The 19,672-nt window shown below is 72.4% G+C and carries 24 protein-coding genes; 10 read left to right on the top strand and 14 right to left on the bottom strand.

Annotated features, from left to right (window positions below; genetic code table 11):
• The first annotated feature begins 114 nt into the window (after positions 1-114).
• Together AB0J76_RS22850 and AB0J76_RS22845 are read left to right on the top strand one after the other, a co-directional pair.
• Positions 115-678, top strand: a complete 564-nt coding sequence (locus tag AB0J76_RS22850; RefSeq protein ID WP_352328091.1) for an ATP-dependent Clp protease proteolytic subunit — start codon at positions 115-117, stop codon at positions 676-678.
• A 2-nt stretch (positions 679-680) separates the two neighbouring features.
• Positions 681-1,298, top strand: coding sequence for an ATP-dependent Clp protease proteolytic subunit (locus tag AB0J76_RS22845; RefSeq protein WP_352328090.1), 618 nt, complete (start codon positions 681-683; stop codon positions 1,296-1,298).
• A gap of 29 nt (positions 1,299-1,327) precedes the next feature.
• On the opposite strand, the gene AB0J76_RS22840 is transcribed toward AB0J76_RS22845, so the two are convergent.
• From AB0J76_RS22840 to AB0J76_RS22805, 8 genes are all read right to left on the bottom strand, one after another.
• A complete protein-coding gene (locus tag AB0J76_RS22840; protein WP_364390375.1) occupies positions 1,328-1,594 on the bottom strand; it encodes a hypothetical protein in 267 nt (88 codons plus the stop codon).
• A gap of 2 nt (positions 1,595-1,596) precedes the next feature.
• On the bottom strand, positions 1,597-2,088 hold the full coding sequence (locus tag AB0J76_RS22835) for a hypothetical protein (protein WP_364390373.1): 492 nt from the start codon (positions 2,086-2,088) through the stop codon (positions 1,597-1,599).
• A gap of 119 nt (positions 2,089-2,207) precedes the next feature.
• A complete protein-coding gene (locus AB0J76_RS22830; protein WP_352331077.1) occupies positions 2,208-2,594 on the bottom strand; it encodes a S26 family signal peptidase in 387 nt (128 codons plus the stop codon).
• Positions 2,591-4,390 (bottom strand): ABC transporter ATP-binding protein, encoded by a 1,800-nt coding sequence (locus tag AB0J76_RS22825; RefSeq protein WP_364390371.1) that lies wholly within the window; start codon positions 4,388-4,390, stop codon positions 2,591-2,593. Before AB0J76_RS22825 ends, AB0J76_RS22830 begins: the two co-directional genes overlap by 4 nt.
• On the bottom strand, positions 4,383-4,904 hold the full coding sequence (locus tag AB0J76_RS22820) for a thioredoxin family protein (RefSeq protein ID WP_352328258.1): 522 nt from the start codon (positions 4,902-4,904) through the stop codon (positions 4,383-4,385). The genes AB0J76_RS22825 and AB0J76_RS22820 overlap by 8 nt, the downstream gene beginning before the upstream one ends.
• A gap of 80 nt (positions 4,905-4,984) precedes the next feature.
• Entirely contained in the window at positions 4,985-5,140 is a 156-nt protein-coding gene (locus AB0J76_RS22815) for a hypothetical protein (RefSeq protein ID WP_352328259.1), read from the bottom strand.
• Positions 5,141-5,148: 8 nt separating this feature from the next.
• The gene (locus AB0J76_RS22810; RefSeq protein WP_352328260.1) at positions 5,149-5,322 is read right to left on the bottom strand and encodes a hypothetical protein; all 174 of its coding nucleotides are present in this window, start codon (positions 5,320-5,322) and stop codon (positions 5,149-5,151) included.
• 182 nt (positions 5,323-5,504) lie between these two features.
• Positions 5,505-5,963: a MarR family winged helix-turn-helix transcriptional regulator gene (locus AB0J76_RS22805; RefSeq protein ID WP_352328261.1), complete on the bottom strand. Its 459-nt coding sequence runs from the start codon at positions 5,961-5,963 to the stop codon at positions 5,505-5,507.
• 172 nt (positions 5,964-6,135) lie between these two features.
• On the opposite strand from AB0J76_RS22805, the gene AB0J76_RS22800 reads away from it, so the two are divergent.
• On the top strand, positions 6,136-6,897 hold the full coding sequence (locus AB0J76_RS22800; protein WP_352328262.1) for a TSUP family transporter: 762 nt from the start codon (positions 6,136-6,138) through the stop codon (positions 6,895-6,897).
• A 30-nt stretch (positions 6,898-6,927) separates the two neighbouring features.
• Here AB0J76_RS22800 and AB0J76_RS22795 read toward each other — a convergent pair whose 3' ends face one another.
• Positions 6,928-8,049, bottom strand: a complete 1,122-nt coding sequence (locus tag AB0J76_RS22795) for an MFS transporter (RefSeq protein ID WP_352328263.1) — start codon at positions 8,047-8,049, stop codon at positions 6,928-6,930.
• A complete protein-coding gene (locus AB0J76_RS22790) occupies positions 8,046-8,798 on the bottom strand; it encodes a DeoR/GlpR family DNA-binding transcription regulator (RefSeq protein ID WP_352328264.1) in 753 nt (250 codons plus the stop codon). The genes AB0J76_RS22795 and AB0J76_RS22790 overlap by 4 nt, the downstream gene beginning before the upstream one ends.
• A 44-nt stretch (positions 8,799-8,842) precedes the next feature.
• On the opposite strand from AB0J76_RS22790, the gene AB0J76_RS22785 reads away from it, so the two are divergent.
• The 3 genes from AB0J76_RS22785 to AB0J76_RS22775 are packed head-to-tail and all read left to right on the top strand — an operon-like array spanning position 8,843 to position 10,737.
• Positions 8,843-9,814: a WYL domain-containing protein gene (locus AB0J76_RS22785; protein ID WP_352328265.1), complete on the top strand. Its 972-nt coding sequence runs from the start codon at positions 8,843-8,845 to the stop codon at positions 9,812-9,814.
• Positions 9,815-9,873: 59 nt separating this feature from the next.
• A complete protein-coding gene (locus tag AB0J76_RS22780) occupies positions 9,874-10,485 on the top strand; it encodes a LysE family translocator (protein WP_352328266.1) in 612 nt (203 codons plus the stop codon).
• A gap of 39 nt (positions 10,486-10,524) precedes the next feature.
• Complete coding sequence (locus AB0J76_RS22775; RefSeq protein ID WP_352328267.1) at positions 10,525-10,737, top strand: hypothetical protein; 213 nt, start codon at positions 10,525-10,527, stop codon at positions 10,735-10,737.
• A 13-nt stretch (positions 10,738-10,750) separates the two neighbouring features.
• Here the strand turns inward: AB0J76_RS22775 and AB0J76_RS22770 are convergent, their stop codons facing one another.
• Positions 10,751-11,176, bottom strand: coding sequence for an SRPBCC domain-containing protein (locus AB0J76_RS22770; protein WP_352328268.1), 426 nt, complete (start codon positions 11,174-11,176; stop codon positions 10,751-10,753).
• Positions 11,173-11,475, bottom strand: a complete 303-nt coding sequence (locus AB0J76_RS22765) for a metalloregulator ArsR/SmtB family transcription factor (protein WP_364390571.1) — start codon at positions 11,473-11,475, stop codon at positions 11,173-11,175. The genes AB0J76_RS22770 and AB0J76_RS22765 overlap by 4 nt, the downstream gene beginning before the upstream one ends.
• A 98-nt stretch (positions 11,476-11,573) precedes the next feature.
• On the opposite strand from AB0J76_RS22765, the gene AB0J76_RS22760 reads away from it, so the two are divergent.
• Both AB0J76_RS22760 and AB0J76_RS22755 read left to right on the top strand, forming a co-directional pair.
• Positions 11,574-11,915, top strand: coding sequence for a VOC family protein (locus AB0J76_RS22760; RefSeq protein ID WP_352328269.1), 342 nt, complete (start codon positions 11,574-11,576; stop codon positions 11,913-11,915).
• Between the two features lie 41 nt (positions 11,916-11,956).
• Positions 11,957-12,535: a CGNR zinc finger domain-containing protein gene (locus AB0J76_RS22755; protein WP_352328270.1), complete on the top strand. Its 579-nt coding sequence runs from the start codon at positions 11,957-11,959 to the stop codon at positions 12,533-12,535.
• Positions 12,536-12,575: 40 nt separating this feature from the next.
• Here the strand turns inward: AB0J76_RS22755 and AB0J76_RS22750 are convergent, their stop codons facing one another.
• Positions 12,576-13,337, bottom strand: coding sequence for an SDR family oxidoreductase (locus AB0J76_RS22750; RefSeq protein ID WP_364390365.1), 762 nt, complete (start codon positions 13,335-13,337; stop codon positions 12,576-12,578).
• Between the two features lie 190 nt (positions 13,338-13,527).
• Between AB0J76_RS22750 and AB0J76_RS22745 the strand changes: the two genes are divergently transcribed.
• The gene (locus tag AB0J76_RS22745; protein WP_352327814.1) at positions 13,528-15,774 is read left to right on the top strand and encodes an ATP-binding domain-containing protein; all 2,247 of its coding nucleotides are present in this window, start codon (positions 13,528-13,530) and stop codon (positions 15,772-15,774) included.
• Between the two features lie 72 nt (positions 15,775-15,846).
• On the opposite strand, the gene AB0J76_RS22740 is transcribed toward AB0J76_RS22745, so the two are convergent.
• Positions 15,847-16,299: a MarR family transcriptional regulator gene (locus AB0J76_RS22740; RefSeq protein WP_364390363.1), complete on the bottom strand. Its 453-nt coding sequence runs from the start codon at positions 16,297-16,299 to the stop codon at positions 15,847-15,849.
• Between the two features lie 97 nt (positions 16,300-16,396).
• Between AB0J76_RS22740 and AB0J76_RS22735 the strand changes: the two genes are divergently transcribed.
• Positions 16,397-19,642 (top strand): efflux RND transporter permease subunit, encoded by a 3,246-nt coding sequence (locus AB0J76_RS22735; protein ID WP_364390361.1) that lies wholly within the window; start codon positions 16,397-16,399, stop codon positions 19,640-19,642.
• Positions 19,643-19,672: the final 30 nt, after the last annotated feature.

The following is a 19,672-nucleotide window of genomic DNA, read 5'->3' as shown; positions in this document are numbered from 1 at the left end:
GCTGGGAGTAATGCGCCTTGAGGGAAATGCGCCCCCAGCGAAAATGGGCCGGAATTAGCCGCCGCCGGGTCTAGCGTTTTTCGCGGAATTAGTTTCGGCAGAAAGGCGACGTCAATGACGGAGACCCAGCGCGCGGCCTGGCCTGACCAGCTCAGTCAGCGCCTGCTGAAGGAACGCATCGTGGTCCTCGGCCAGGAGGTCGACGACGAGATTTGCAACCGGCTCTGCGGTGAGCTGCTTTTGCTGGCCGCCGAAGACCCCAATCGGGACATAACGCTCTACATCAATTCGCCGGGCGGCTCGGTGACGGCCGGCATGGCGCTCTACGACATGATGCAGTTCGTCCCGTGCGACGTGGCGACGGTGGCGATGGGCTTCGCCGCCTCCATGGGCCAGCTGCTGTTGACCGCCGGCGCGCCGGGCAAGCGTTACGCCCTGCCCAACGCCCGCATCGTCATGCACCAGCCGCTGGGCGGCATCGGCGGCTCGGCCAGCGACATCCAGATCCAGGCCGACAACATGCTCTACACCAAGCGCAGGATGGCCGAGATCATCGCCCACCACACCGGCCAGCCGCTGGAGCGCATCCAGGCCGACTCCGACCGCGACCGGTGGTTCACCGCCCAGGAGGCGCTGGAGTACGGGTTCGTCGACCACATCGCCGAAGGGATGAACTGACCATGAGCGGTCGCTACGTGCTGCCCTCCTTCACCGAGCGCACCTCCTACGGGGTGCGGGAGATGAACCCGTACAACAAGCTGTTCGAGGACCGGGTGGTGTTCATCGGCGCGCCGATCGACGACACGGTGGCCAACGACGTCATGGCCCAGCTCCTCACGCTGGAGTCGCTCGATCCCGACCAGGACATCAACATGTACATCAACTCGCCGGGCGGGTCGTTCACGGCGATGACGGCCATCTACGACACGATGCAGTTCGTCCGGCCGGAGATCCACACGGTCTGCATCGGGGAGGCGTCCTCGGCGGCGGCCGTCCTGCTCGCGGCGGGCACGCCGGGCAAGCGGGCGGCCCTGCCGCACGCGCGCGTCCTGCTCCACCAGCCGGCCACCGAGGGCGGCCGGGGGCAGTCGAGCGACCTGGAGATCCACGCCAGGGAGATCGTGCGGATGCGTGACCAGCAGGAGGAGATCCTGGCCCGGCACACCGGGCGCGGGGTGCTGGAGATCAGGAAGGACATCGAGCGCGACCGCATCTTCACCGCCGAGCAGGCGCGCAGCTACCGGCTGATCGACGACATCTACGCCTCCAGGAAGCGCGCCCTGGTCCCCGCCCGCTGACCTCCCGGGGCCCGGCCGGGCCCCGGGGGTCATCCGTCCCGGCCGTCGCGTCCGGCGCGCAGGCGGCGCAGAGCGAGCAGCCCGCCGACGCCGGGGACGAACGCGCTCCAGCGGGCCCCGGGCGTCCCCTGTGCCCTGGGCGTCATGGCCGCCGTGGCGATGACGACCAGGTAGGACATGCCGTGCAGCGGTCCGGCGTAGGTCGTGACCGGCTGGGCGTGCACGGTGAGCAGGTTGGCCAGCAGGATCGCCAGCGTGACGGCCTCGACGGCGGCGGCGATGCGCAGGGTGAGCACGTTCAGGCTCCCGTCTGCTCGCCGGGGCGGACGATCATGAGCACCACGACGACCGCCCACAGCAGGTTGTAGACGCCGGCGAGCATCGCCAGTGTGCGCAGCCGCCGGCCGTCGTCGGGGGCGTCGAGCGCCTGGCGCTGGCGAGGGTGGATCTGGGTGGCCAGCAACGCGCCCGCGACGGCGGTGAGGATCATCGCCACGACGATCCAGGTCTGCCCCATCCGTCCCTGCACGCCGGCCAGCACGATCCCGGCCAGCGGGACGACCAGCCCGAACACGGCGTAGCCGCCGGTGATGCGGTGCAGCACGGCGGCCACGGCGGCGTTGCGTTCCGTGTTGCGTTCCGTGGTGGGGGGTGTGGCGGGGCCGGTGGCGGCGCTGGCGACGGGGCCGGCGACGGGGGCGTAGCGGGGGAACAGGCTCGACGCCACCGCCGAGCCGCCGACGAACACGATGGCCGCCAGCACATGAACGGACAACAGGACATGCTCCATGGATCTCCTCCAACCTTCAGGGTGCCTGAAGCTTAGCGAGACCTTCAGTCCCCCTGAAACTCGGCCGGACGTCTGGAGGCTCCGCCGCAGCGCCACGTTCTCGACGACAGGTCCCGCTGCTACGTCCGGACGGGGGCGGAGCGCACCACCGCGACCACCGCCGAGGCGGGCAGCAGGCCGAACTGCCGTGAATCCGCGCTCCGGCCCGGATTGTCGCCCAGGACGGCGACCCGCCCCACGGGCACGAGGCCGCCCCCGAGCACGGCGGGTAGCCGCTCCCCCTCGCACGCGGCCAGTCGCTTCACCATCAGCCCGCGGCCCCCGCGCACCACGACGATGTCACCGGTGACGCCCGCGCCCCTGCGCGCGAGCAGTCGCTGACCCGGCCGCAGGGTCGGCACCATGCTGACGCCCTCGACGGTGACCGCCAGGTAGCGCCCGCGCAGCCACGCCAGCCCCGCCGCCGCGACCGCCGCTGTGGCCGCCGCCACCAGCAGGTACCTCATCCGACCGCCTCCGCGACGTACCCGCTGGACTGCAGGGTGAACAGCCGGGAGTAGGGGCCGTCGCGTCCCATCAGGTCCCGGTGCCGGCCCTGCTCGACGACCCGTCCCTCGTCCAGGACCACGATGAGGTCGGCGTCGCGCACGGTGTTGAGCCGGTGCGAGATGAGCAGGCTCGTCCGGCCCGCCCGGCCCGCACGCATCCGAAGGTGGATGTCGTACTCCGCCTCGGGATCCAGCCCGGAGCTCGGCTCGTCCAGGATCATCAGCTCCGGATCGTCCCGCAGCAGGGCCCGGGCGATGGCGATCCGCTGCCACTGCCCGCCCGACAGTTCGACCCCCGCGCTGCCCTCGGCCTCGTCGTCGAAGAACAGCCTGGTCAGCAACGTGTCATAGCCTCTGGGCAGCGCCTTGATGGCGCCGTCGATCCCCGCTCGCCCGGCCGCGGCCCTGATGGCGGATGCCGAGCCGATCAGCGGGAGGTTCCCGAGTCCGATGTTCTCGGCGGCCGACAGGTCGTAGGCCATGTGGTCCTGGAACACCGCGCTGATCCTGGCCCGCAGGTCCTGCGGCGCCGCGTCACGGAGGTCGACGCCGTCCCACAGGATCGTGCCCCTGGTGGGGTCGTAGAACCTGCACAGCAGCTTGACCAGGGTGCTCTTGCCCGCGCCGTTCAGGCCGACGAGGGCGAGGGCGCCGCCGCAGGGGATGAAGAGGTCGACGCCGCGCAGGATCCAGGGGTGGTCGTCGCCGTAACGGAACCACACGTCGCGCAGCTCGATCCCGCGGCGCAGCGCGGGCAGCGGGACGGCGGCGACCGGCAGGTCGGGCGGGGTGGAGGTGACGCGGAGGTAGTGGGCGAAGAGCCGCAGGCTCTGCGAGATCTGCGCGATGGTCTGCGCCAGCGTGTTGAGGCCCTGCTGGGTGCCGGCCACGGCGCCCGCGAACATCGCGACGTCACCGACGCTGAGCTCGCCGGCGCTCGCCGCCAGCCCCGTCCACACCAGCCCGCCGCCGGCGACCAGCGCGGCCAGCAGTTCGAGCCCGCCGTGCGAGGCCAGCTGCAGCACGTCCAGGCGGCGCCGGACGCGGTTGACCTGCCTGCGCTCGTCCAGCATGCGGCCGCGCAGGAAGGCTCCCGTCCCGAAGAGCCTGATCTCCTTGGCGGCCTGGGTTCCGGTGAGCAACTGCCCGTAGAAGAACTGGCGGCGTTCGGCGGGGCTGGTCCGCCACAACATCGCCGCCTGCCGCCTGGCCAGCCCCAGCTGGACGGCGAGCGCGGGCACCAGCGACGCCAGCACGACAGCGGCCATCCAGGCGTTGATCAGGGCCACGGCGCCCAGGAAGCCGGCGATGGTGAGCGCGGCCCGGCCCGCCTCGAACACCGATCCGAGCAGCCCGTGGCAGCTCGCGGTGGACTGCTGGGCCAGGCGCAGCCGGTCGAGGAACGCCGGGTCCTCGAAGTGCCGCAGCCCGACGAAGCGCTCGGTGGCCTCGAAGAGCCGGTCGGTGGCGCGCAGTCCCACCGACCGGCCCAGTGCGCTGTTGGCGAAGGACGACACCGCGGGCAGCACCCCCGCCGCCAGCCCGCAGGCGGCCAGCCCCACCGCCGGGCCGAGCACGGGCCCGCTGTGCCGGCTCAGCGCGTCGAGCAGGGCTTTGGTCAGCCATGCCGCGGCGATCGGCAGCAGCGCCTGGGCCAGCGTGGTCGCGACGTAGACGATCACCATGGCGGGCGCGCCGCGCCAGGCCAGTTCCGCGGCCCCGGCCAGCGCGCGAGGGGAGGACACCTCAGTCATGCGTGGCGGCGAGCACGTCGTCGAGCGTGTGGCCGGCGGCCAGCACGGTACGGCCGGCGTCCAGGAGGAACACCTGGGGGAAGGCCTCGACCTTGAACGCCTCGGCCAGCGGCCCGCCGTCCGGCCCGCCGTGCCGGATCCTGGCGACGGGGTCGAGCAGTTCCCGCAGCGTGCCCGTGTCGTCGGGGAATCCGGCGATCACCGCGACGACCTGCTCGCGTCCCATGGTCGCGGCCAGTTCGGCGAACGCGGGCGCGAGCTTCTTGCACGGGGCGCAGGTGGGCGAGAAGAAGCCGATCAGCGTGCGCTCGGGCAGCGGGGCTCCCGGCTCGAACCCGGCGACCGTCTCACCGGGCTGCACGGCGGCCGGCGGGCCGTCCGCGGGCCGCTCGTACAGGGCGTTGAGCCGTTCGGTGTGCTCGCGGAGCCTGCGGATGACGCCCATCGCGAGCATCGCGTTGGCCACGCACAGCACGGCAAGGATCATGACGGCGGTCCACAGCGCGTACATCATCTGACCTCCTCGTCGAGGGAAAAGGAGGGCCGGACCCCGGTGGTGGAGCCCGGCCCGCGGATCACGGCTTCGACGGGTTCCTAACAGACCGTCCAGCCGTTGCACCTGGTCCCGGTGCTGTAGACGCAGCACCGGCGGCAGTAGCGGCCGTTGATCTCGTCCCAGCAGTTGCTGGCCGCCGCCGTCAGGCGGGGGACGAGCCGGGCGACGAGGCGGTCACACAAGTCGTGCATCATGAGCCCTCCTAGCAGGCCACGTAGCCGTTGCACCTGGTTCCGGACGTGTAGAGGCAGCACCAGCGCTTGTAGCAGGTGCCGTCGACGTGGAGGTAGTCCCAGTAACAGTTCGAGGCTTCGGCCTCGACCCGGGGGACGAGTAGTGCGACCGTGCGGTCGCAGAGCCGGGTGAACACGCTCATCGAGCCCTCGCTTCCTGCGGCGAACGAACCTTTCGCCTGCACACTGACCCGGCCGTCTCAGCGGTTTCTCAGTGATTTCGCAGCGATTTCTCAAAGGAGCGAGAGGTGTTCCCCGTGCGGCCCGGCGCGGGTGCGCTTCCTACCTGGATGGCCGGCGGGCCGCGTGGGGGGCGTGTCGCAGGTCAGGCGGGGGAGGTGGTGTCGCCGGGTCGGCGGGGGCCGGTGAAGGCGGTGCGGATCGCGTCGCCCACCTGCTGGTGGATCGGGTCGGCGTCGGGGCCGAAGAGGCGTTCGTCGACCTTGGTGACGGCCTGGGCGGCCTGCCGCAGGAGGCGTTGTCCCTCGGGGGTGAGTTCGATGGTGGAGGCGGACCCCGCCCGCGCCGTACGGTCGCGTACCAGCCCCGCCTGGACAAGCCCCTTCACCGCCGTGTGCACGCTCTGCACGGAGATGCCCGACATGCGCGCCAGGTCGCTGAACGACGCGCCGGGCACGCCGGCGATGTGTCCCAGCAGCCCCAGGCGGCTGATCGTCAGCTCAAGCGGCGCCAGCTCGGCGGACAGCTCCGTCTCGACCCGCCGCGCCAGCGTCAGCACCACGATGGAGGTGCTCGACACGGGCGGTCCGTTCTCGATCGTCACCGGTCCAGTCTCGCCTACCCGGCCACATCGTCCACCCGCCGGCCACCCGCGCAACGCCGGGTCGCCGGCCGGCCGGCCGCCTCCTGGCCGTCTGACTGCTCCACCGGAGGGGTGGGTGGTTGGAGGGGGGCTGTAGTCTTCTGGGCGTTTCCTGGGGGAGTGGGGGAGCGGCGTGCCGCTGGAGCAGGTTGTGGTGTTGCTGGCGGCCGCGGCCGGCGCCGGATGGGTCGACGCGGTCGTGGGCGGCGGCGGGCTGGTGCAGCTGCCGGCGTTGCTGATGACCGGCATGCCGCCCGTCCAGGCCATGGCGACCAACAAGTTCTCCTCGGTGTTCGGCACGGCCTCGGCCGCCGTGGCGTACGCGCGCTCCACCAAGATCGACCGTCAGGTGGCGTTACCGGGCGCGGCGCTGGCCGTGGTGAGCGCGGGGCTGGGCGCGTGGGCGGCGGCGGCGATCTCGGCCGACGTGCTGCGCCCGGTCGTGATGGTGGTGCTGCTCGGCGTGGCGGCGTTCGTCACGTTGCGCCCTTCGATGGGCGCCCTGCCGCAGCCGCACCTGCGGACCGGCGCCCGCGTGGTGGCGGCGGTGGCCGCGGCGGGCGTGGGCATCGCCTTCTACGACGGCATCATGGGGCCGGGCACCGGCACCTTCCTCATCATCGCCTTCACCACCATCCTCGGCCTGGACTTCGTCTCCGCCTCCGCCTCGGCGAAGATCATCAACGTGGGCACCAACCTCGGGGCGCTGGCGGTGTTCGGGCTGCAGGGCCACGTGCAGTGGGCGCTCGGGCTGGGCATGGCGCTGTGCAACGTGGCCGGCGCGCAGCTCGGCGCCAGGATGGCGATCAGGCGCGGCACGGCGTTCGTCCGGGTCGTGCTGTTGTGCGTGGTGGTGGCGATGGTGATCAGGCTCGGCTGGCAGCAGTTCGGCTGAACCCCGGCCCGCCGCCCGCGCCCGGACGCCTCAAGGGCGCACGGCGGGGGCCGTCAGGGCCACGAAGGCCGCCATCAGCGCCGGTACGGCCAGCGCCCGGGGCAACCCGGCGAGCTCGGCCACCGCCCCGATGATCACCGGCCCCGACAGGAACCCCAGGTACCCGACGGACGCCACCCGCGCCAGCGCCCGCCCGGCGAAGGCCGGATCCCGGTGCCCCGCGGCCGAGAACACCTGCGGCACGATGCACGACAACCCCGCCCCGAAGCAGCCGAACCCCACCACCCCGGCCACCGGCCCACCGCCGAGCAGCGCCAGGCCGAGCCCCGCCGCCGCCAGCAGCCCGCAGCACCGCACCAGCGCAACCGGGCCGAACCGGGCGGCCAGCCGGTCCCCCGCCAGCCGCCCCGCGGTCATCGCGATCGAGAACGCGGCGTACCCGGCGGCGGCGAACCCCGCCGAGGAGGCCAGGTCCTCGCGCAGGTAGACCGAGCTCCAGTCGGCCGCCGCCCCCTCGCCCACCAGGCAGCAGAAGGCCAGCACGCCGAGGAACAGGATGCCCTTGGGCCGTCCGGACCCCGAGCCGCCGGCCGGCAGGGGAGCGGGCGCCGAGCGCAGCGCCCACCGCCACGCCCACACCGCCAGCACGGCGATCACCGTCCCCACGCATCCGAACGTCACCGACGGCGGCAGCCCGGCCTGCGCGAACACCCCGCCCATCGTGGCCCCGGCGAACCCGCCGATGCTGTAGACGGCGTGGAAGGACGACATCACCGGCCGCCCGTGGGCGCGTTCCACCTCGACGGCGTTGGCGTTCATGGACACGTCCAGGACGCCGTGGACGATCCCGAAGGCCAGCAGCGCGGCGGCCAGCGCGCCCAGGCCCGGCGCGAAGGCGGGCGGCACCAGCACCGCGCCCTGCGACAGGGCCGCCGGGATCATGACCCGGCTGCTGCCGTACCGGTCGACCAGGCGGCCGACGGTCGTCATGCCCGCGACGGCGCCCGCCGCGATGGCCAGCAGCGCCAGGCTGAGCCGTCCCGCGTCGAGGCCGAGGCTCTCCTTGATGGCGGGGATGCGGGCCGTCCAGGTGCCGATGGCCAGGCCGGCCAGGAAGAACAGCAGGTAGACGGCCGTCCGTTCGCGTCTCACCCGGCCTCCTTGACGTCCACCCCGGCCGCGAGGAGCGCGTCACGCTGCTCGGGCGGCACGCCTTCGTCGGTCACCACGACGTCCAGGCGGGAGATCGGGCAGACCGCGCCGAAGGCCGTACGGGAGAACTTGCCCGAGTCGCAGGCCACGATCACCCGCCGGGCGGCGGCGATGGCCGCCCGTTTGACCGCGACCTCGGGCAGGTCGTGCGCGGTCAGGCCGTGCTCGGCCGACAGGCCGCAGCAGCCGATCACCGCGGTGTCGAAGCGCAGCGCCGCGATCGAGCTCTCGGCGAGCGGGCCGGTGAGGTTCAGTTCGCCCTTGCGCACCTCGCCGCCGGGCAGCACCAGGCGCACCCGCGGCGCGGCGGCCAGCAGTGAGACGGCCTGCAACGCCAGCGGCAGCACGGTCAGCCGCCGCCCGGCCAGGGCGCGGGCCACCTCCAGGACGGTGGTGCCGCCGTCCAGGACGACCGCCTCCCCGTCCGCGATCATCGCCGCGACCTGGACGCCGATGCGCCGCTTGGCCTCCACCGCCTCCCGCTCGCGCACCCCGAACGGCGGCTCCTCGCCGCGCAGCAGCAGGGACAGCGCCCCGCCCCTGACCCGGCGGACCACGCCCTGCTGGGCCAGCTCGTCCAGGTCGCGGCGGATCGTCATCTCCGACACGCCGTGCCGCTCGGCGAGCTCGGTCACCGTGACGCTGTCCTGGGCGCGCAGGGCGTTCATGATGGCGGTCAAACGTTCCATCTGTTCATACAAACACCGAAAATGTGCGCAATACAATGACGGATATGCGCGCCAGCCGTCTGCTCTCCCTCCTCCTGCTGCTGCAGACGCGGGGCCGCATGACCGCGCCCGAACTGGCCGCCGAGCTGGAGGTGTCGATCCGCACGGTCTACCGGGACGTCGAGGCCCTGTCGGCGGCCGGCGTCCCGGTCTACGCCGACCGCGGCCCGGCGGGCGGCTACCAGCTCCTGGACGGCTACCGCACCCGCCTGACCGGGCTGACGGCCGAGGAGGCGTCCTCGCTGTTCCTGGCCGGGCTCCCGGGGCCCGCCGCCGAGCTGGGGCTGGCCGACGTCGCGGCGACCGCGGAGCTGAAGCTGCTGGCCGCGCTGCCGCCCGAGCCACGCTCGCACGCCTCCCGCATGCGCGAGCGTTTCCTGCTGGACGTGCCCAGCTGGTACCGCTCGGCCGACGACGTGCCGCACCTGAGCGACGTGGCCGAGGCGGTGTGGGACCAGCGGCCGCTGCACATGACCTACCGCCGGTGGGGGCAGCGGGAGGTCGACCGGGTGATCCACCCGTACGGGCTGGTGCTCAAGGGCGGCTCCTGGTACCTGGTCGCCGCCCCGCCCGAGGGCTCGCCGCGCACCTACCGGGTCTCGCGCATCCTCACCGTCGAGCAGCTCCCGGGCCGTTTCCGCAGGCCGGATGGGTTCGAGCTGGCGGCGTTCTGGCGGGCGTACGCCAAGGAGTTCCGCGAGCGCATGTACACCGCCGAGGCCGTCATCAGGCTGGCGCCCGGCCGGGAGGACCTGCTGGCGTACACGATGGGGTCCGACGTGGTCGCCGCGGCGCTGGCCGCGGCCGGCGAGCCGGACCCCGAGGGCTGGCGCACGATCACCGTGCCGGTCGAGTCGCTCACCCACGCGCGCTGGCTGCTGCTGCGCATGGGCGCCGACGTCGAGGTGCTGGAGCCGGCCGAGCTGCGGGCGCTGATGGCCGAGGCGGTGGCCGGTCTCGGCAAGCTGTACCTCTAGATCCACCTGTCCTGATAAATCGCGAGAAATAGGCCGCCTTCTCTGTCAGCATGCCCACCATGTACCTTCTGGCTTTCGTCGGCGCGTGCTTCCTGGTGGCCATGGTCCCCGGCGTGAGCACCGCCGTCATCCTGCGTCAGACGATCCGCTCCGGCCGCGGTTCCGGCGTGGCGGCCACGCTGGGCAACGAGACCGGCATCCTGCTGTGGGGGCTGGCCGCCGCGTTCGGGCTGTCGGCGCTGCTGGTGGCCTCGCAGGTCGCCTACGACGTCATGCGCGTCACGGGCGCGGTCGTGCTGGTGGTGATGGGCGCGCAGGCGTTGTGGAACGCGCGCCGGGGCACCCCGCCGGTGGAGGGCGAGGCGGTGGCCGGGCTGCGCGGGTCCTACCTGTCGGGGCTCGGCACCTGCCTGGCCAATCCCAAGGCCGCGGTGTTCGCGATGTCGTTCCTGCCGCCGTTCGTGCCGGCCGGGCAGAACGTGCCGCTGACGCTGGTGACCCTCGCCGTCGTGTGGGTGCTGGTGGACACCGTCTGGTACGGCCTGCTCATCTGGACCGTCGCCAGGGCCAGGGACTTCCTGGGCCGCCCGGCCGTCCGGCGCCGCCTGGAGCAGATCTCCGGCGTCGTGCTCATCGGCCTCGGCGTCCGCCTGGTCCTGGACGCGCGATGACCTGCTGAGCGGCGGGAGATCGTGGACTACCGTTAGGGCATGACCAACGACCTGGCGTCCCTGATGAGGCAGGCGCAGGACGACGATCCGCTGCTGGCCCTGCACGCCACCACCGCGCTGCGGCGCGAGATCGAGCGCCTGGAGGCCGTCCAGGTGCGCCGGGCCAGGGTGGCGGGCCTGCCCTGGGCGCAGATCGCCGACGCGATCGGCGTCAGCAAGCAGGCCGTGCACAAGAAGTACGGCCGTCGCTGATCGCGCCCGCGTATCACGCCCGCGTCCATCGGGCGGCGAACCAGTCCAGCACGATGTTCCAGGAGTAGCCGCGGCGGATGCGCCCGGCCACGTCGGGGGGCAGGGTGTCCAGGCCGCGGTGTTCGAGCAGCACCTGTGTGCCGTCCCCGACCGCGGTGAAGGCCACCTCGATCTCCATCCGGCCGCCCGGGTTGAGCAGGTCGGCCCAGACCAGGCGGCGGGGCGGCTCCCAGCGCACGATCCGGCCCAGGTCGGCGTGGCCGCCGGCGTCCCACAGCTCGCGCAGGTAGCCGTCCTGGAAGCGGATGGCCACCGCGCGGGCGGGGTCGACCCAGCTGTGGCGGCCGCGCACGTACCACTGGTCGATCTCGTCGGTGAACATCCGGAACGCGGTCGCCGGATCGACCGGCACGACGACCGCCGCCCGTACGGCGGTCACCGCCCGCGCTCCACGTGGTCCTTGAACGAGCCGAGCTGCTCGGCCCAGAACGCCTGCACCTGGTCCAGCCACGCCTGCAGCGCCGCGAACGGCTCCTGGCGCAGGGTGTAGAGCCGCAGCCGGGCGTCGTCGCCGCCCGCCTCGGCCCGTACCAGGCCGCCGGCCCGCAACACGCGCAGGTGCCTGCTGAGCGCGGGGGCGCTCATGCGCACCGCCTGGGCCAGCTCGCCGGCCGGGCGCGGGCCCTCGCGCAGCAGGTCGATCACCTTGCGCCGGGTGGGGTCGGCCAGGGCGGCCAGCGTGGCGTCCAGGTCGTTAACGTCGTTGTTAATCTTTGCCTGCTTCCGTTATGGTGTTGGTGCTTAACGTCAGCGGCAATTATTGCGGGGAGACGTGCATGACTGTCCAACTGGGTTACTACACCCTGTCGGTCGAGGACCTGGAGCGGGCGGCGGCCTTCTACGGGCCGCAGTTCGGCTGGGAGTTCAGGCGCGAGCACGAGCGCTACCTGCACGTCACCAACACCGACGTGCCGATGGGCCTGCACGCCGCCGGCCGGTCCGCGCAGCCCAACCTCTACTACCACGTCGAGGACATCGACGCCGCCGTCGAGCGGGTGCGCGAGCTCGGCGGCACGACGGGCGAGGTGTACGAGAGCAAGTCCGGCCGCGGCTGCACCTGCACCGACGACCAGGGCACCGAGATCAGCCTGTGGCAGCCCGCCCCCGGCTTCGCGTGACCCTCGCCCGGCCGGCGTCACTGCCTGGGTAGGCTTCGCCGGTGACGACAGACGCGTGGCGCATCACCGGCCAGTCCCAGATCGACAGTTATGTCGGTAGATGGGTTGATCTGGCCGTCCTGCTGGTCAACGAACTGGCCGTCACCCAGGTGCGTGGTCGTCCCGCCGGGCCGCCGGCCGACCGGCGCGCCGCCCTCGACGCCGCCTTCGTCCGGCACGGTTGGACGCCCAGCAGGGCGCTGACCGTGGCCGACGCCGACCGGCTGGCCGGGGTGGCCGGCGAGCTGCGGCCCGCCTTCACCGCGAGCCCCGCCGCGCCGGCCGCGCTGAACCGGGCCCTGCTGCGCCACGGCGCCGTGCCCAACCTGCACGGCGACCCGCCGGTCCTGGCCTTCCACGGGCCCGCCGCCGGCCTGGTGGAGGCGTGGGCGGCCGACACGGCCACCGCGCTGGCCATGGTCATCGGCGTCGGCCAGGGGGTACGGCTGCGCACGTGCGAGGCGGCGGCGTGCGAGCTGGTCTTCTTCGACGTCACCCGCAACGCCTCGCGCCGGTTCTGCGGCCTGTCGTGCCAGAACCGCGCCAAGGCCAGCGCCTACCGGGCCCGCCGCCGTACCTGATCTACAACGTAAAGGCGTCGGGCCGGGACGGCCACCTCCGTCAGTGCACGGAGAAACCGCCGTCGACGAAGAGCAGCTGGCCGGTGACGAACGCCGAGGCGTCCCCCGCCAGGAACACCGCCGCGCCCGCGAAGTCGCCGGGCACGCCGTTGCGCCCGGTCATGTGCCGCGCGGCCAGCTCCTCGACGCGGCCGGGGACGGCCTGGGCGGGCTCGGTGAGCGGGGTGAGCACGAACCCGGGGATGATCGTGTTGACGCAGACGCCGTGCGCCGACCACGCCTCGGCCTGCGAGCGGGTGAGGCCGGCGACGGCGGCCTTGGCCGCGCCGTAGACGCCGCTGTCGCCGAAGGCGCTGATGGACTGCTGGGAGCCGACGTTGATGATGCGGCCCCGGCCGCGGGCGGCCATGCGGGGGCCGAAGTGCTGGCCGAGCAGGTAGGGGGCGGTCAGGTGCACGGCGATGGTCTGCTCGTAGTCGCCGGGGGTGAGCTCGGCCATGGGCTTGCGGATGTTGTTGCCGGCGGCGTTGACCAAGATGTCGATCTCGCCGGCGGCGGCGCACAGGCGGGCCAGGTCGTCCCGGTCGTGCAGGTCGGCGCTGACGGCGGAGGTGGTGACGCCGTGGGCGCGCAGCCGTTCGGCGGCCCGGTCGAGCTCGGCGGGCCTGCGGGCGGCGAGGACGACCTCGGCTCCGGCCCGGCCGATCGCCTCGGCCATGGCCAGGCCGATGCCGGAGCTGCCGCCGGTGACGAGGGCGCGGCGGCCGTGCAGGGAGAACAGGTCACGCAGATAGTCCGACACGACGGCTCAAGGTAGCAGCAGCCGCGGGAAGGCGGGCGGGCGGCGTCGGTTGCCGGAACGGCGAAGGGGGGCTAGGCTCGTGAGCTCGACAATACGAGAAGCGGCTCCACAGAGCTCCCGTAAAGGAGTATAGCAGGGAATGGCTAATCGTCAAGATGGTCTCGCGCAAGCCCTTGACAGCGAGCAGCGTATGGTCCGGCGGCTGTACGCCCGGCTCGACGCGGCCAGGGAGCGGGCGCAGGCGACGCTGCGCCAGGTGTACGCCGGCGGTGGCGCGCCGGGCACCCGCCAGGCACGGTTCGAGCGCGAGGTGACCGCCGCCGAGCAGGCGCGGCGGCTGGCCCAGCTCAACGCGGTCGAGCGCGGCCTGTGCTTCGGCCGGATCGACGACTCCGGCGGCGTCAGCACGTACGTCGGCCGGATCGGGCTGCGCGACGAGGACCACGAGTCGGTGCTGATCGACTGGCGGGCCCCGGCCGCGCGCCCGTTCTACGTGGCCACCGCCACCGACCCGGGCGGCCTGGTGCGGCGCCGGCATCTGCACCTGAAGGACCGCACGGTGGTCGGCATCGACGACGAGGTGTTCGACCTGGACGGCATGTCCGACGGCGACCGGCGCACGCTGGTGGGCGAGGCGGCGCTGCTGGCGGCGCTGCGGCGGGGCCGTACCGGCCGGATGGGCGACGTGGTGGCCACGATCCAGATCGAGCAGGACCGGGTGATCAGGGCGGGTCTGCAGGGGGCGCTGGTGGTGCAGGGCGGGCCGGGCACCGGCAAGACCGTCGCGGCGCTGCACCGGGCCGCCTACCTGCTCTACACCCACCGCGACACGCTGGAGCGGCGCGGGGTGCTGGTGGTGGGGCCCAACCCGATGTTCCTGCGCTACATCGGGCAGGTGCTGCCGGCGCTGGGGGAGACGCAGGTGGTGATGGCCACGGTGGGGGAGCTGTTCCCGGGGGTGCGGGCGGTGGCGGCCGATCCGCCGGCGGCCGCGGTGGTCAAGGGCGACCTGCGGATGGCCGAGGTGGTGGCCGCGGCGGTGGCCGACCGGCAGCGGGTGCCCGCAGGGGATCTGGAGGTGGAGCTCGACGGGCTGCGGCTGCGCGTGCCGCACGCGGTGTGCGTGCGCTTGCGCGAGCGGGCGCGGGCGGTGCGCCTGCCGCACAACATGGCCCGCAAGCTGTACGTCACCGAGCTGCTGAAGGAGCTGGCCAGGGCGGAGGCGCGGGCGCTGGAGGAGTCGCTGCACCTGGAGGAGCTGGCGGCCGACGACCCGGAGCTGGCCGAGCCGCTGGACCTGGAGGGCGACCTGGACGAGACGGACATCGCGCTGGCGGCCGAGCGGCTGTGGGGGGAGGAGCCGGTACGGCGCGCGGTGGCCGAGCTGTGGCCGGAGCTGACGCCGCAGGAGCTGGTCGCCGATCTGCTGTCCACGCCGGACACGTTGTGGTCGGTGTGCCCGCCGGGCCTGGACTGGACGGCGCTGGTGCGGCCCCGCGAGTCGCCCTGGACGGTCGGCGACGTGCCGCTGCTGGACGAGGCGGCCGAGCTGCTGGGCCACGACGACTCGGCCGAGCGGGTGGCGGCGCGGCGCGCGGGGGAGGAGTGGGCCGAGCAGGAGTTGTACGCGCGCGAGGTGCTGGAGACCACCGGCCTGCTGGAGGGCGGCGTCTTCGACCGGGCCGACGTGCTGGCCGAGCGGCAGGCCGACGACGGCGCGGGGCTGACGACGGCCGAGCGGGCGGCGGCCGACCGCACGTGGGCCTACGGGCACGTGATCGTGGACGAGGCGCAGGAGTTGTCGCCGATGGCCTGGCGGACGGTGCTGCGGCGGGTCCCGGCGCGGTCGCTGACCGTGGTGGGCGACCTGGCCCAGACGGGGTCGGCGGCGGGGGCGCGCTCGTGGGCGCAGGTGCTCGACCCGTACCTGGAGGGGCGCTGGCGGGAGGAGCGGCTGCTGGTCAACTACCGCACGCCGGTGGAGATCATGCGGGTGGCGGCCGACGTGCTGGCGGCGGTGGCGCCGGGGCAGGAGCCGCCGGAGTCGGTGCGGGACGGCGGCGACGAACCCCGCGCGGTGCGGGCGGCGGTCGCGGAGCTGCCGGCGCTGGTGGCGGCGGAGCTGGCCGAGCTGGGCGCGCGGGGCGAGGACGGCCGGTTGGGGGTCATCACGCCCGACGGGCTGCACGCGCGGGTGGCGGCTCTGTTCCCGGGGTCGGCGGACCTGGACGCGCCGGTGGTGGTGCTGACGGTGACGCAGGCCAAGGGCCTGGAGTTCGACGGGGTGGTGGTGGTCGATCCGGCGGGGATCCTGGAGCAGTCGCCGATGGGCGGCCACGACCTGTACGTGGCGGTGACCCGGGCGACGCGGCGGCTGACGGTGGTCTGCGAGGGCGAGCTGCCGGCGATGTTGTCCCGTCTGAAATCTACAATGTAAAGCCGCTGGGCTGGTGGCATTCACCCGCAATTCATCAAAAAAGCCGCAACAATCGGGAGCGCCCCGGGTGGGTCATTCGTTGTAGAGCTTGTCCGCGACTTCGTGGATGCGGCGGGTGGCGTGGTCGAGGGCGCGCAGGGTCTCGGTGTCGAGGTGGGACATGATGCGCTTGTAGTGTCTGAGGCCCGCGTCGTTGATCTCGGCGATCAGGGTGGCGCCGGCGGGGGTGAGCTCGACCCGGCGCACCCGGCGGTCGTTGGGGTCTTCGTGCCGGCTGACCAGGCCCTGGGCGACCAGGCGGTCGACGATGCCGGTGACGGTGGCGAGGCTGACGCCGAGGGTGTGGGCGAGCTCCTGGCCCGAGGCGGAGCCCTGCGTCGACAGCTGCATGACGACGTGGAGCTGCCGGATGGTGAGGTTGGAGCTGAACAGGGGGGACTGTTGCCGGGTGAACAGTCTTCCCAGGTCGCGCTGTGTCTCGGTGATCCGGCGGATCAGGTCTTCGCGGTCGTCGCTCACGCTCACCTCTCGCTTCCTGAGAAGGTTATCAGGAAAGCTGAGTGAGGCTAAATATTCGTATAAGGCAAAGTGTTAGTCTGGGGCGAACTTTGGAGGGGAGCCTATGACCGCTTTCGCCCGGTTGAGTCTGGTCAACCGCAGTCTTGTGATCTTGGTGGCGGTCGTGATCACCGCGTTCGGCGCGTTCACGATTCCGCAGTTGAAGCAGCAGCTCCTGCCGTCGTTGGCGTTCCCGGGCGCGTTCGTCATCGCGCCCTTCCCCGGCGCCTCGCCGGAGATCGTCGAAGACCAGGTGACGAAGCCGATCGAGGACTCCTTCCAGGGGATCCCCGGCATGGAGCAGATGACCTCCACGTCGAAGGAGGGCATGGCCCAGATCCAGGTAACCTTCGAGTACGGCACCGACATCGAGGCCTCGCTGAACAAGATGCAGCAGGCCGTCGCCAGGATCACGCTCCCGCAGGGCGTCGATCCGCAGGTGGTGGCGGGCAACACCGACGACATCCCGGTGCTGGTGCTGGCGGTGGGCGACGGCGGCGACGAGCGGGCGATGGCCGACAAGCTGCGCCGGATCATGGTGCCGGAGCTGCAGAGCGTGGAGGGGGTGCGCGAGGCGGCGGTCACCGGCACCCGTGACGAGGTCGTCACGATCGAGCCGGACGTCAAGAAGATGGCGCTGGCCGGGGTGTCGGCGGCGCAGATCCCCGAGGTGCTCAAGGCGAACGGCACGCCGATCCCGGCCGGGTCGCTGACCTCCGACGGCAGGTCGCTGACCGTGCAGGTGGGGTCGCGGGTCGACTCCCTGGAGAAGCTGAAGAACCTCTACCTGACCCCCGCGCAGCCCGCCCAACAGCAGGCCCAGACCCCGGCCCAGACTCCGGGGCAGACCCAGGGGCAGGCGCAGGGCCGCCCGCAGGCCGGGCAGCCGGCCCAGACGGGCCGGGCCGCCCTGCCGCAGCAGGTCGCGCGGCCCAAGCCGCTCAAGCCGGTCAAGCTCGGTGACGTCGCCGAGATCACGCGCGGCCTGGCCGACGCCTCGACGATCACCCGTACCGACGGCAAGACCAGCCTCGGCGTGTCGGTGACGATGACGCCCGACGGCAACGCGGTGACGATCTCCCACGAGATCCGCGAGAAGCTGCCGGAGCTGACGCGGTCGCTGGGCGACTCCTCCGACACGCAGGTGTCGGTGGTGTTCGACCAGGCGCCGTACGTGGAGGAGTCGATCGAGAACCTGACCACCGAGGGCCTGCTGGGGCTGGCGTTCGCGGTGCTGGTCATCCTGGTGTTCCTGCTGTCGGTGCGCTCGACGCTGGTGACCGCGGTGTCGATCCCGCTGTCGGTGGTGATCGCGTTGCTGGCGTTGTGGGCGGGTGACTACTCCCTCAACATGCTGACGCTGGGCGCGCTGACGATCGCGGTGGGCCGGGTGGTCGACGACTCGATCGTGGTGCTGGAGAACATCAAGCGCCATCTGGGTTACGGCGAGGCCAAGCTGCAGGCGATCCTGACCGCGGTGCGGGAGGTGTCGGGGGCGGTGACGGCCTCGACGCTGACGACGGTGGCGGTGTTCGCGCCGATCGCGATCGTGGGCGGCATGGTCGGGGAGTTGTTCCGGCCGTTCGCGGTGACGGTGGCGGTGGCGTTGCTGGCCTCGCTGGTGGTGTCGCTGACGGTGGTGCCGGTGCTGGCGTACTGGTTCCTCAAGGCGCCGTCGTTGTCGCCGGAGCAGGCGCGGGCCCAGCGTGAGGAGGCCGAGGCCAAGGAGCTGCGCAGCCCGTTGCAGCGGGCGTACCTGCCGGTGTTGCGGTTCGCCACGCGGTTCAAGCTGGTGACGGTGCTGATCGGCGTGGCGGTGTTCGTCGGGACGATGGGCCTGGCGGGCGGTCTGCGGACGAACTTCCTGGACTCCTCCGGGCAGAACACGATCTCCCTGACGCAGAAGATGCCGGTCGGCACCGATCTGGCCACGACCGACAAGGCGGCCAAGAAGGTCGAGGGCGTGCTGTCGGGGCTGGCCGGTGTGGAGACGTACCAGGTCAACGTGGGTGGCGGCAACGCCATGCAGGGCGGCGTGGGCGGTGGCGCGGACCGGGCGTCGTTCTCGGTGACGGTCAAGGACGGCGCCGAGCCGGCGACGGTGGAGCGGCAGCTCCGCGAGAAGATCACGGGCCTGTCCGGGGTCGGCGAGGTGACGGTCGGCGGCGCCGGCGGTGGCGGGTTCTCCTCCGACACGGTGAGCGTGATCGTGCAGGCGCCCGACGCCGAGTCGCTGCGCACGGCGACCGAGGCGGTCAAGGTCGCGATGAGCCAGGTGAAGGGTCTGCGTGACCTGTCGTCGAACCTGGAGGCCAGCGCGCCGCGCATCGAGGTCGCGGTGGACCGGGAGAAGGCGGCGGCCAAGGGGCTGTCGGAGGGGCAGGTCGGTCAGGCGGTGGCGCAGGCGTTCCGCGGCGCGCCGCTGGGCCAGATCACCCTGGACGGCCGCAGCAGCGACCTGGTGCTGCGCGGCGGCGACGCGCCCGACGACGTCAAGGCGATCGAGGACCTGAAGCTGCCGACGGCGGCGGGGCTGGTGAAGTTGTCGTCGGTGGCCAAGGTGGAGCAGGTGGCCGGTCCGACGCAGGTGACCAGGATCGACGGTGAGCGTTCTGCGACGGTGTCGGGCAAGGTGGAGGCGTCGGACCTGGGCACCGTCACGCAGGAGCTGACGACGAAGATGAAGTCGGTGGCGCTGGGCGCCGGCGCCCGGTACAAGATCGGCGGCGCCTCGGCCGACCAGGCGGACGCGTTCTCCGACCTGGGCATGGCGATGCTGGCGGCGATCGCGATCGTGTTCATGATCATGGTGGCGACGTTCCGGAGCTTCGTCCAGCCGCTGATCCTGCTGGTGTCGATCCCGTTCGCGGCGACCGGCGCGGTGGGGCTGCTGGTGGCGACCGACACGGCGATGGGTGTGCCGGCGCTGATCGGCATGCTGATGCTGATCGGCATCGTGGTGACGAACGCGATCGTGCTGATCGACCTGATCAACCAGTACCGGGATCAGGGGCTGGGCGTGGTCGAGGCGGTGATCGAGGGCGGCCGGCGCAGGTTGCGGCCGATCCTGATGACGGCGGTGGCCACGATCTGCGCGCTGACGCCGATGGCGCTGGGGGTGACCGGGTCGGGCGGGTTCATCTCGCAGCCGCTGGCGATCGTGGTGATCGGCGGTCTGGTGTCCTCGACCCTCCTGACGCTGGTGCTGGTTCCGACGTTGTACACGGTGGTGGAGCGGGTGAAGGAGCGGGTGGGGCGCAAGCCGTCCGCGCCCAAGCACGAGGCCAAGGTCCTCACGCCCACGTCGTGAGCGGAGCACCCCGGCGCCGACCTCATGCGG

Source organism: Nonomuraea sp. NPDC049624 (genome assembly GCF_040675255.1).
Classification (GTDB): Bacteria; Actinomycetota; Actinomycetes; order Streptosporangiales; family Streptosporangiaceae; genus Nonomuraea.
The sequence above is the reverse complement of the archived record's forward strand: the minus strand, read 5'-3'. Positions and strand labels throughout refer to the sequence as shown.

What these genes read in the sequence shown, in the direction of transcription:
- AB0J76_RS22790 (WP_352328264.1), bottom strand. Translation starts at nt 8,798, where the DNA reads ATGGAACGTTTGACCGCCATCATGAACGCCCTGCGCGCCCAGGACAGC.
- AB0J76_RS22735 (WP_364390361.1), top strand. Translation starts at nt 16,397, where the DNA reads ATGACCGCTTTCGCCCGGTTGAGTCTGGTCAACCGCAGTCTTGTGATC.
- AB0J76_RS22775 (WP_352328267.1), top strand. Translation starts at nt 10,525, where the DNA reads ATGACCAACGACCTGGCGTCCCTGATGAGGCAGGCGCAGGACGACGAT.
- AB0J76_RS22745 (WP_352327814.1), top strand. Translation starts at nt 13,528, where the DNA reads ATGGTCCGGCGGCTGTACGCCCGGCTCGACGCGGCCAGGGAGCGGGCG.
- AB0J76_RS22785 (WP_352328265.1), top strand. Translation starts at nt 8,843, where the DNA reads ATGCGCGCCAGCCGTCTGCTCTCCCTCCTCCTGCTGCTGCAGACGCGG.
- AB0J76_RS22820 (WP_352328258.1), bottom strand. Translation starts at nt 4,904, where the DNA reads ATGATGTACGCGCTGTGGACCGCCGTCATGATCCTTGCCGTGCTGTGC.
- AB0J76_RS22825 (WP_364390371.1), bottom strand. Translation starts at nt 4,390, where the DNA reads ATGACTGAGGTGTCCTCCCCTCGCGCGCTGGCCGGGGCCGCGGAACTG.
- AB0J76_RS22780 (WP_352328266.1), top strand. Translation starts at nt 9,874, where the DNA reads ATGTACCTTCTGGCTTTCGTCGGCGCGTGCTTCCTGGTGGCCATGGTC.
- AB0J76_RS22835 (WP_364390373.1), bottom strand. Translation starts at nt 2,088, where the DNA reads ATGGAGCATGTCCTGTTGTCCGTTCATGTGCTGGCGGCCATCGTGTTC.
- AB0J76_RS22830 (WP_352331077.1), bottom strand. Translation starts at nt 2,594, where the DNA reads ATGAGGTACCTGCTGGTGGCGGCGGCCACAGCGGCGGTCGCGGCGGCG.
- AB0J76_RS22760 (WP_352328269.1), top strand. Translation starts at nt 11,574, where the DNA reads ATGACTGTCCAACTGGGTTACTACACCCTGTCGGTCGAGGACCTGGAG.
- AB0J76_RS22815 (WP_352328259.1), bottom strand. Translation starts at nt 5,140, where the DNA reads ATGATGCACGACTTGTGTGACCGCCTCGTCGCCCGGCTCGTCCCCCGC.
- AB0J76_RS22850 (WP_352328091.1), top strand. Translation starts at nt 115, where the DNA reads ATGACGGAGACCCAGCGCGCGGCCTGGCCTGACCAGCTCAGTCAGCGC.
- AB0J76_RS22845 (WP_352328090.1), top strand. Translation starts at nt 681, where the DNA reads ATGAGCGGTCGCTACGTGCTGCCCTCCTTCACCGAGCGCACCTCCTAC.
- AB0J76_RS22810 (WP_352328260.1), bottom strand. Translation starts at nt 5,322, where the DNA reads ATGAGCGTGTTCACCCGGCTCTGCGACCGCACGGTCGCACTACTCGTC.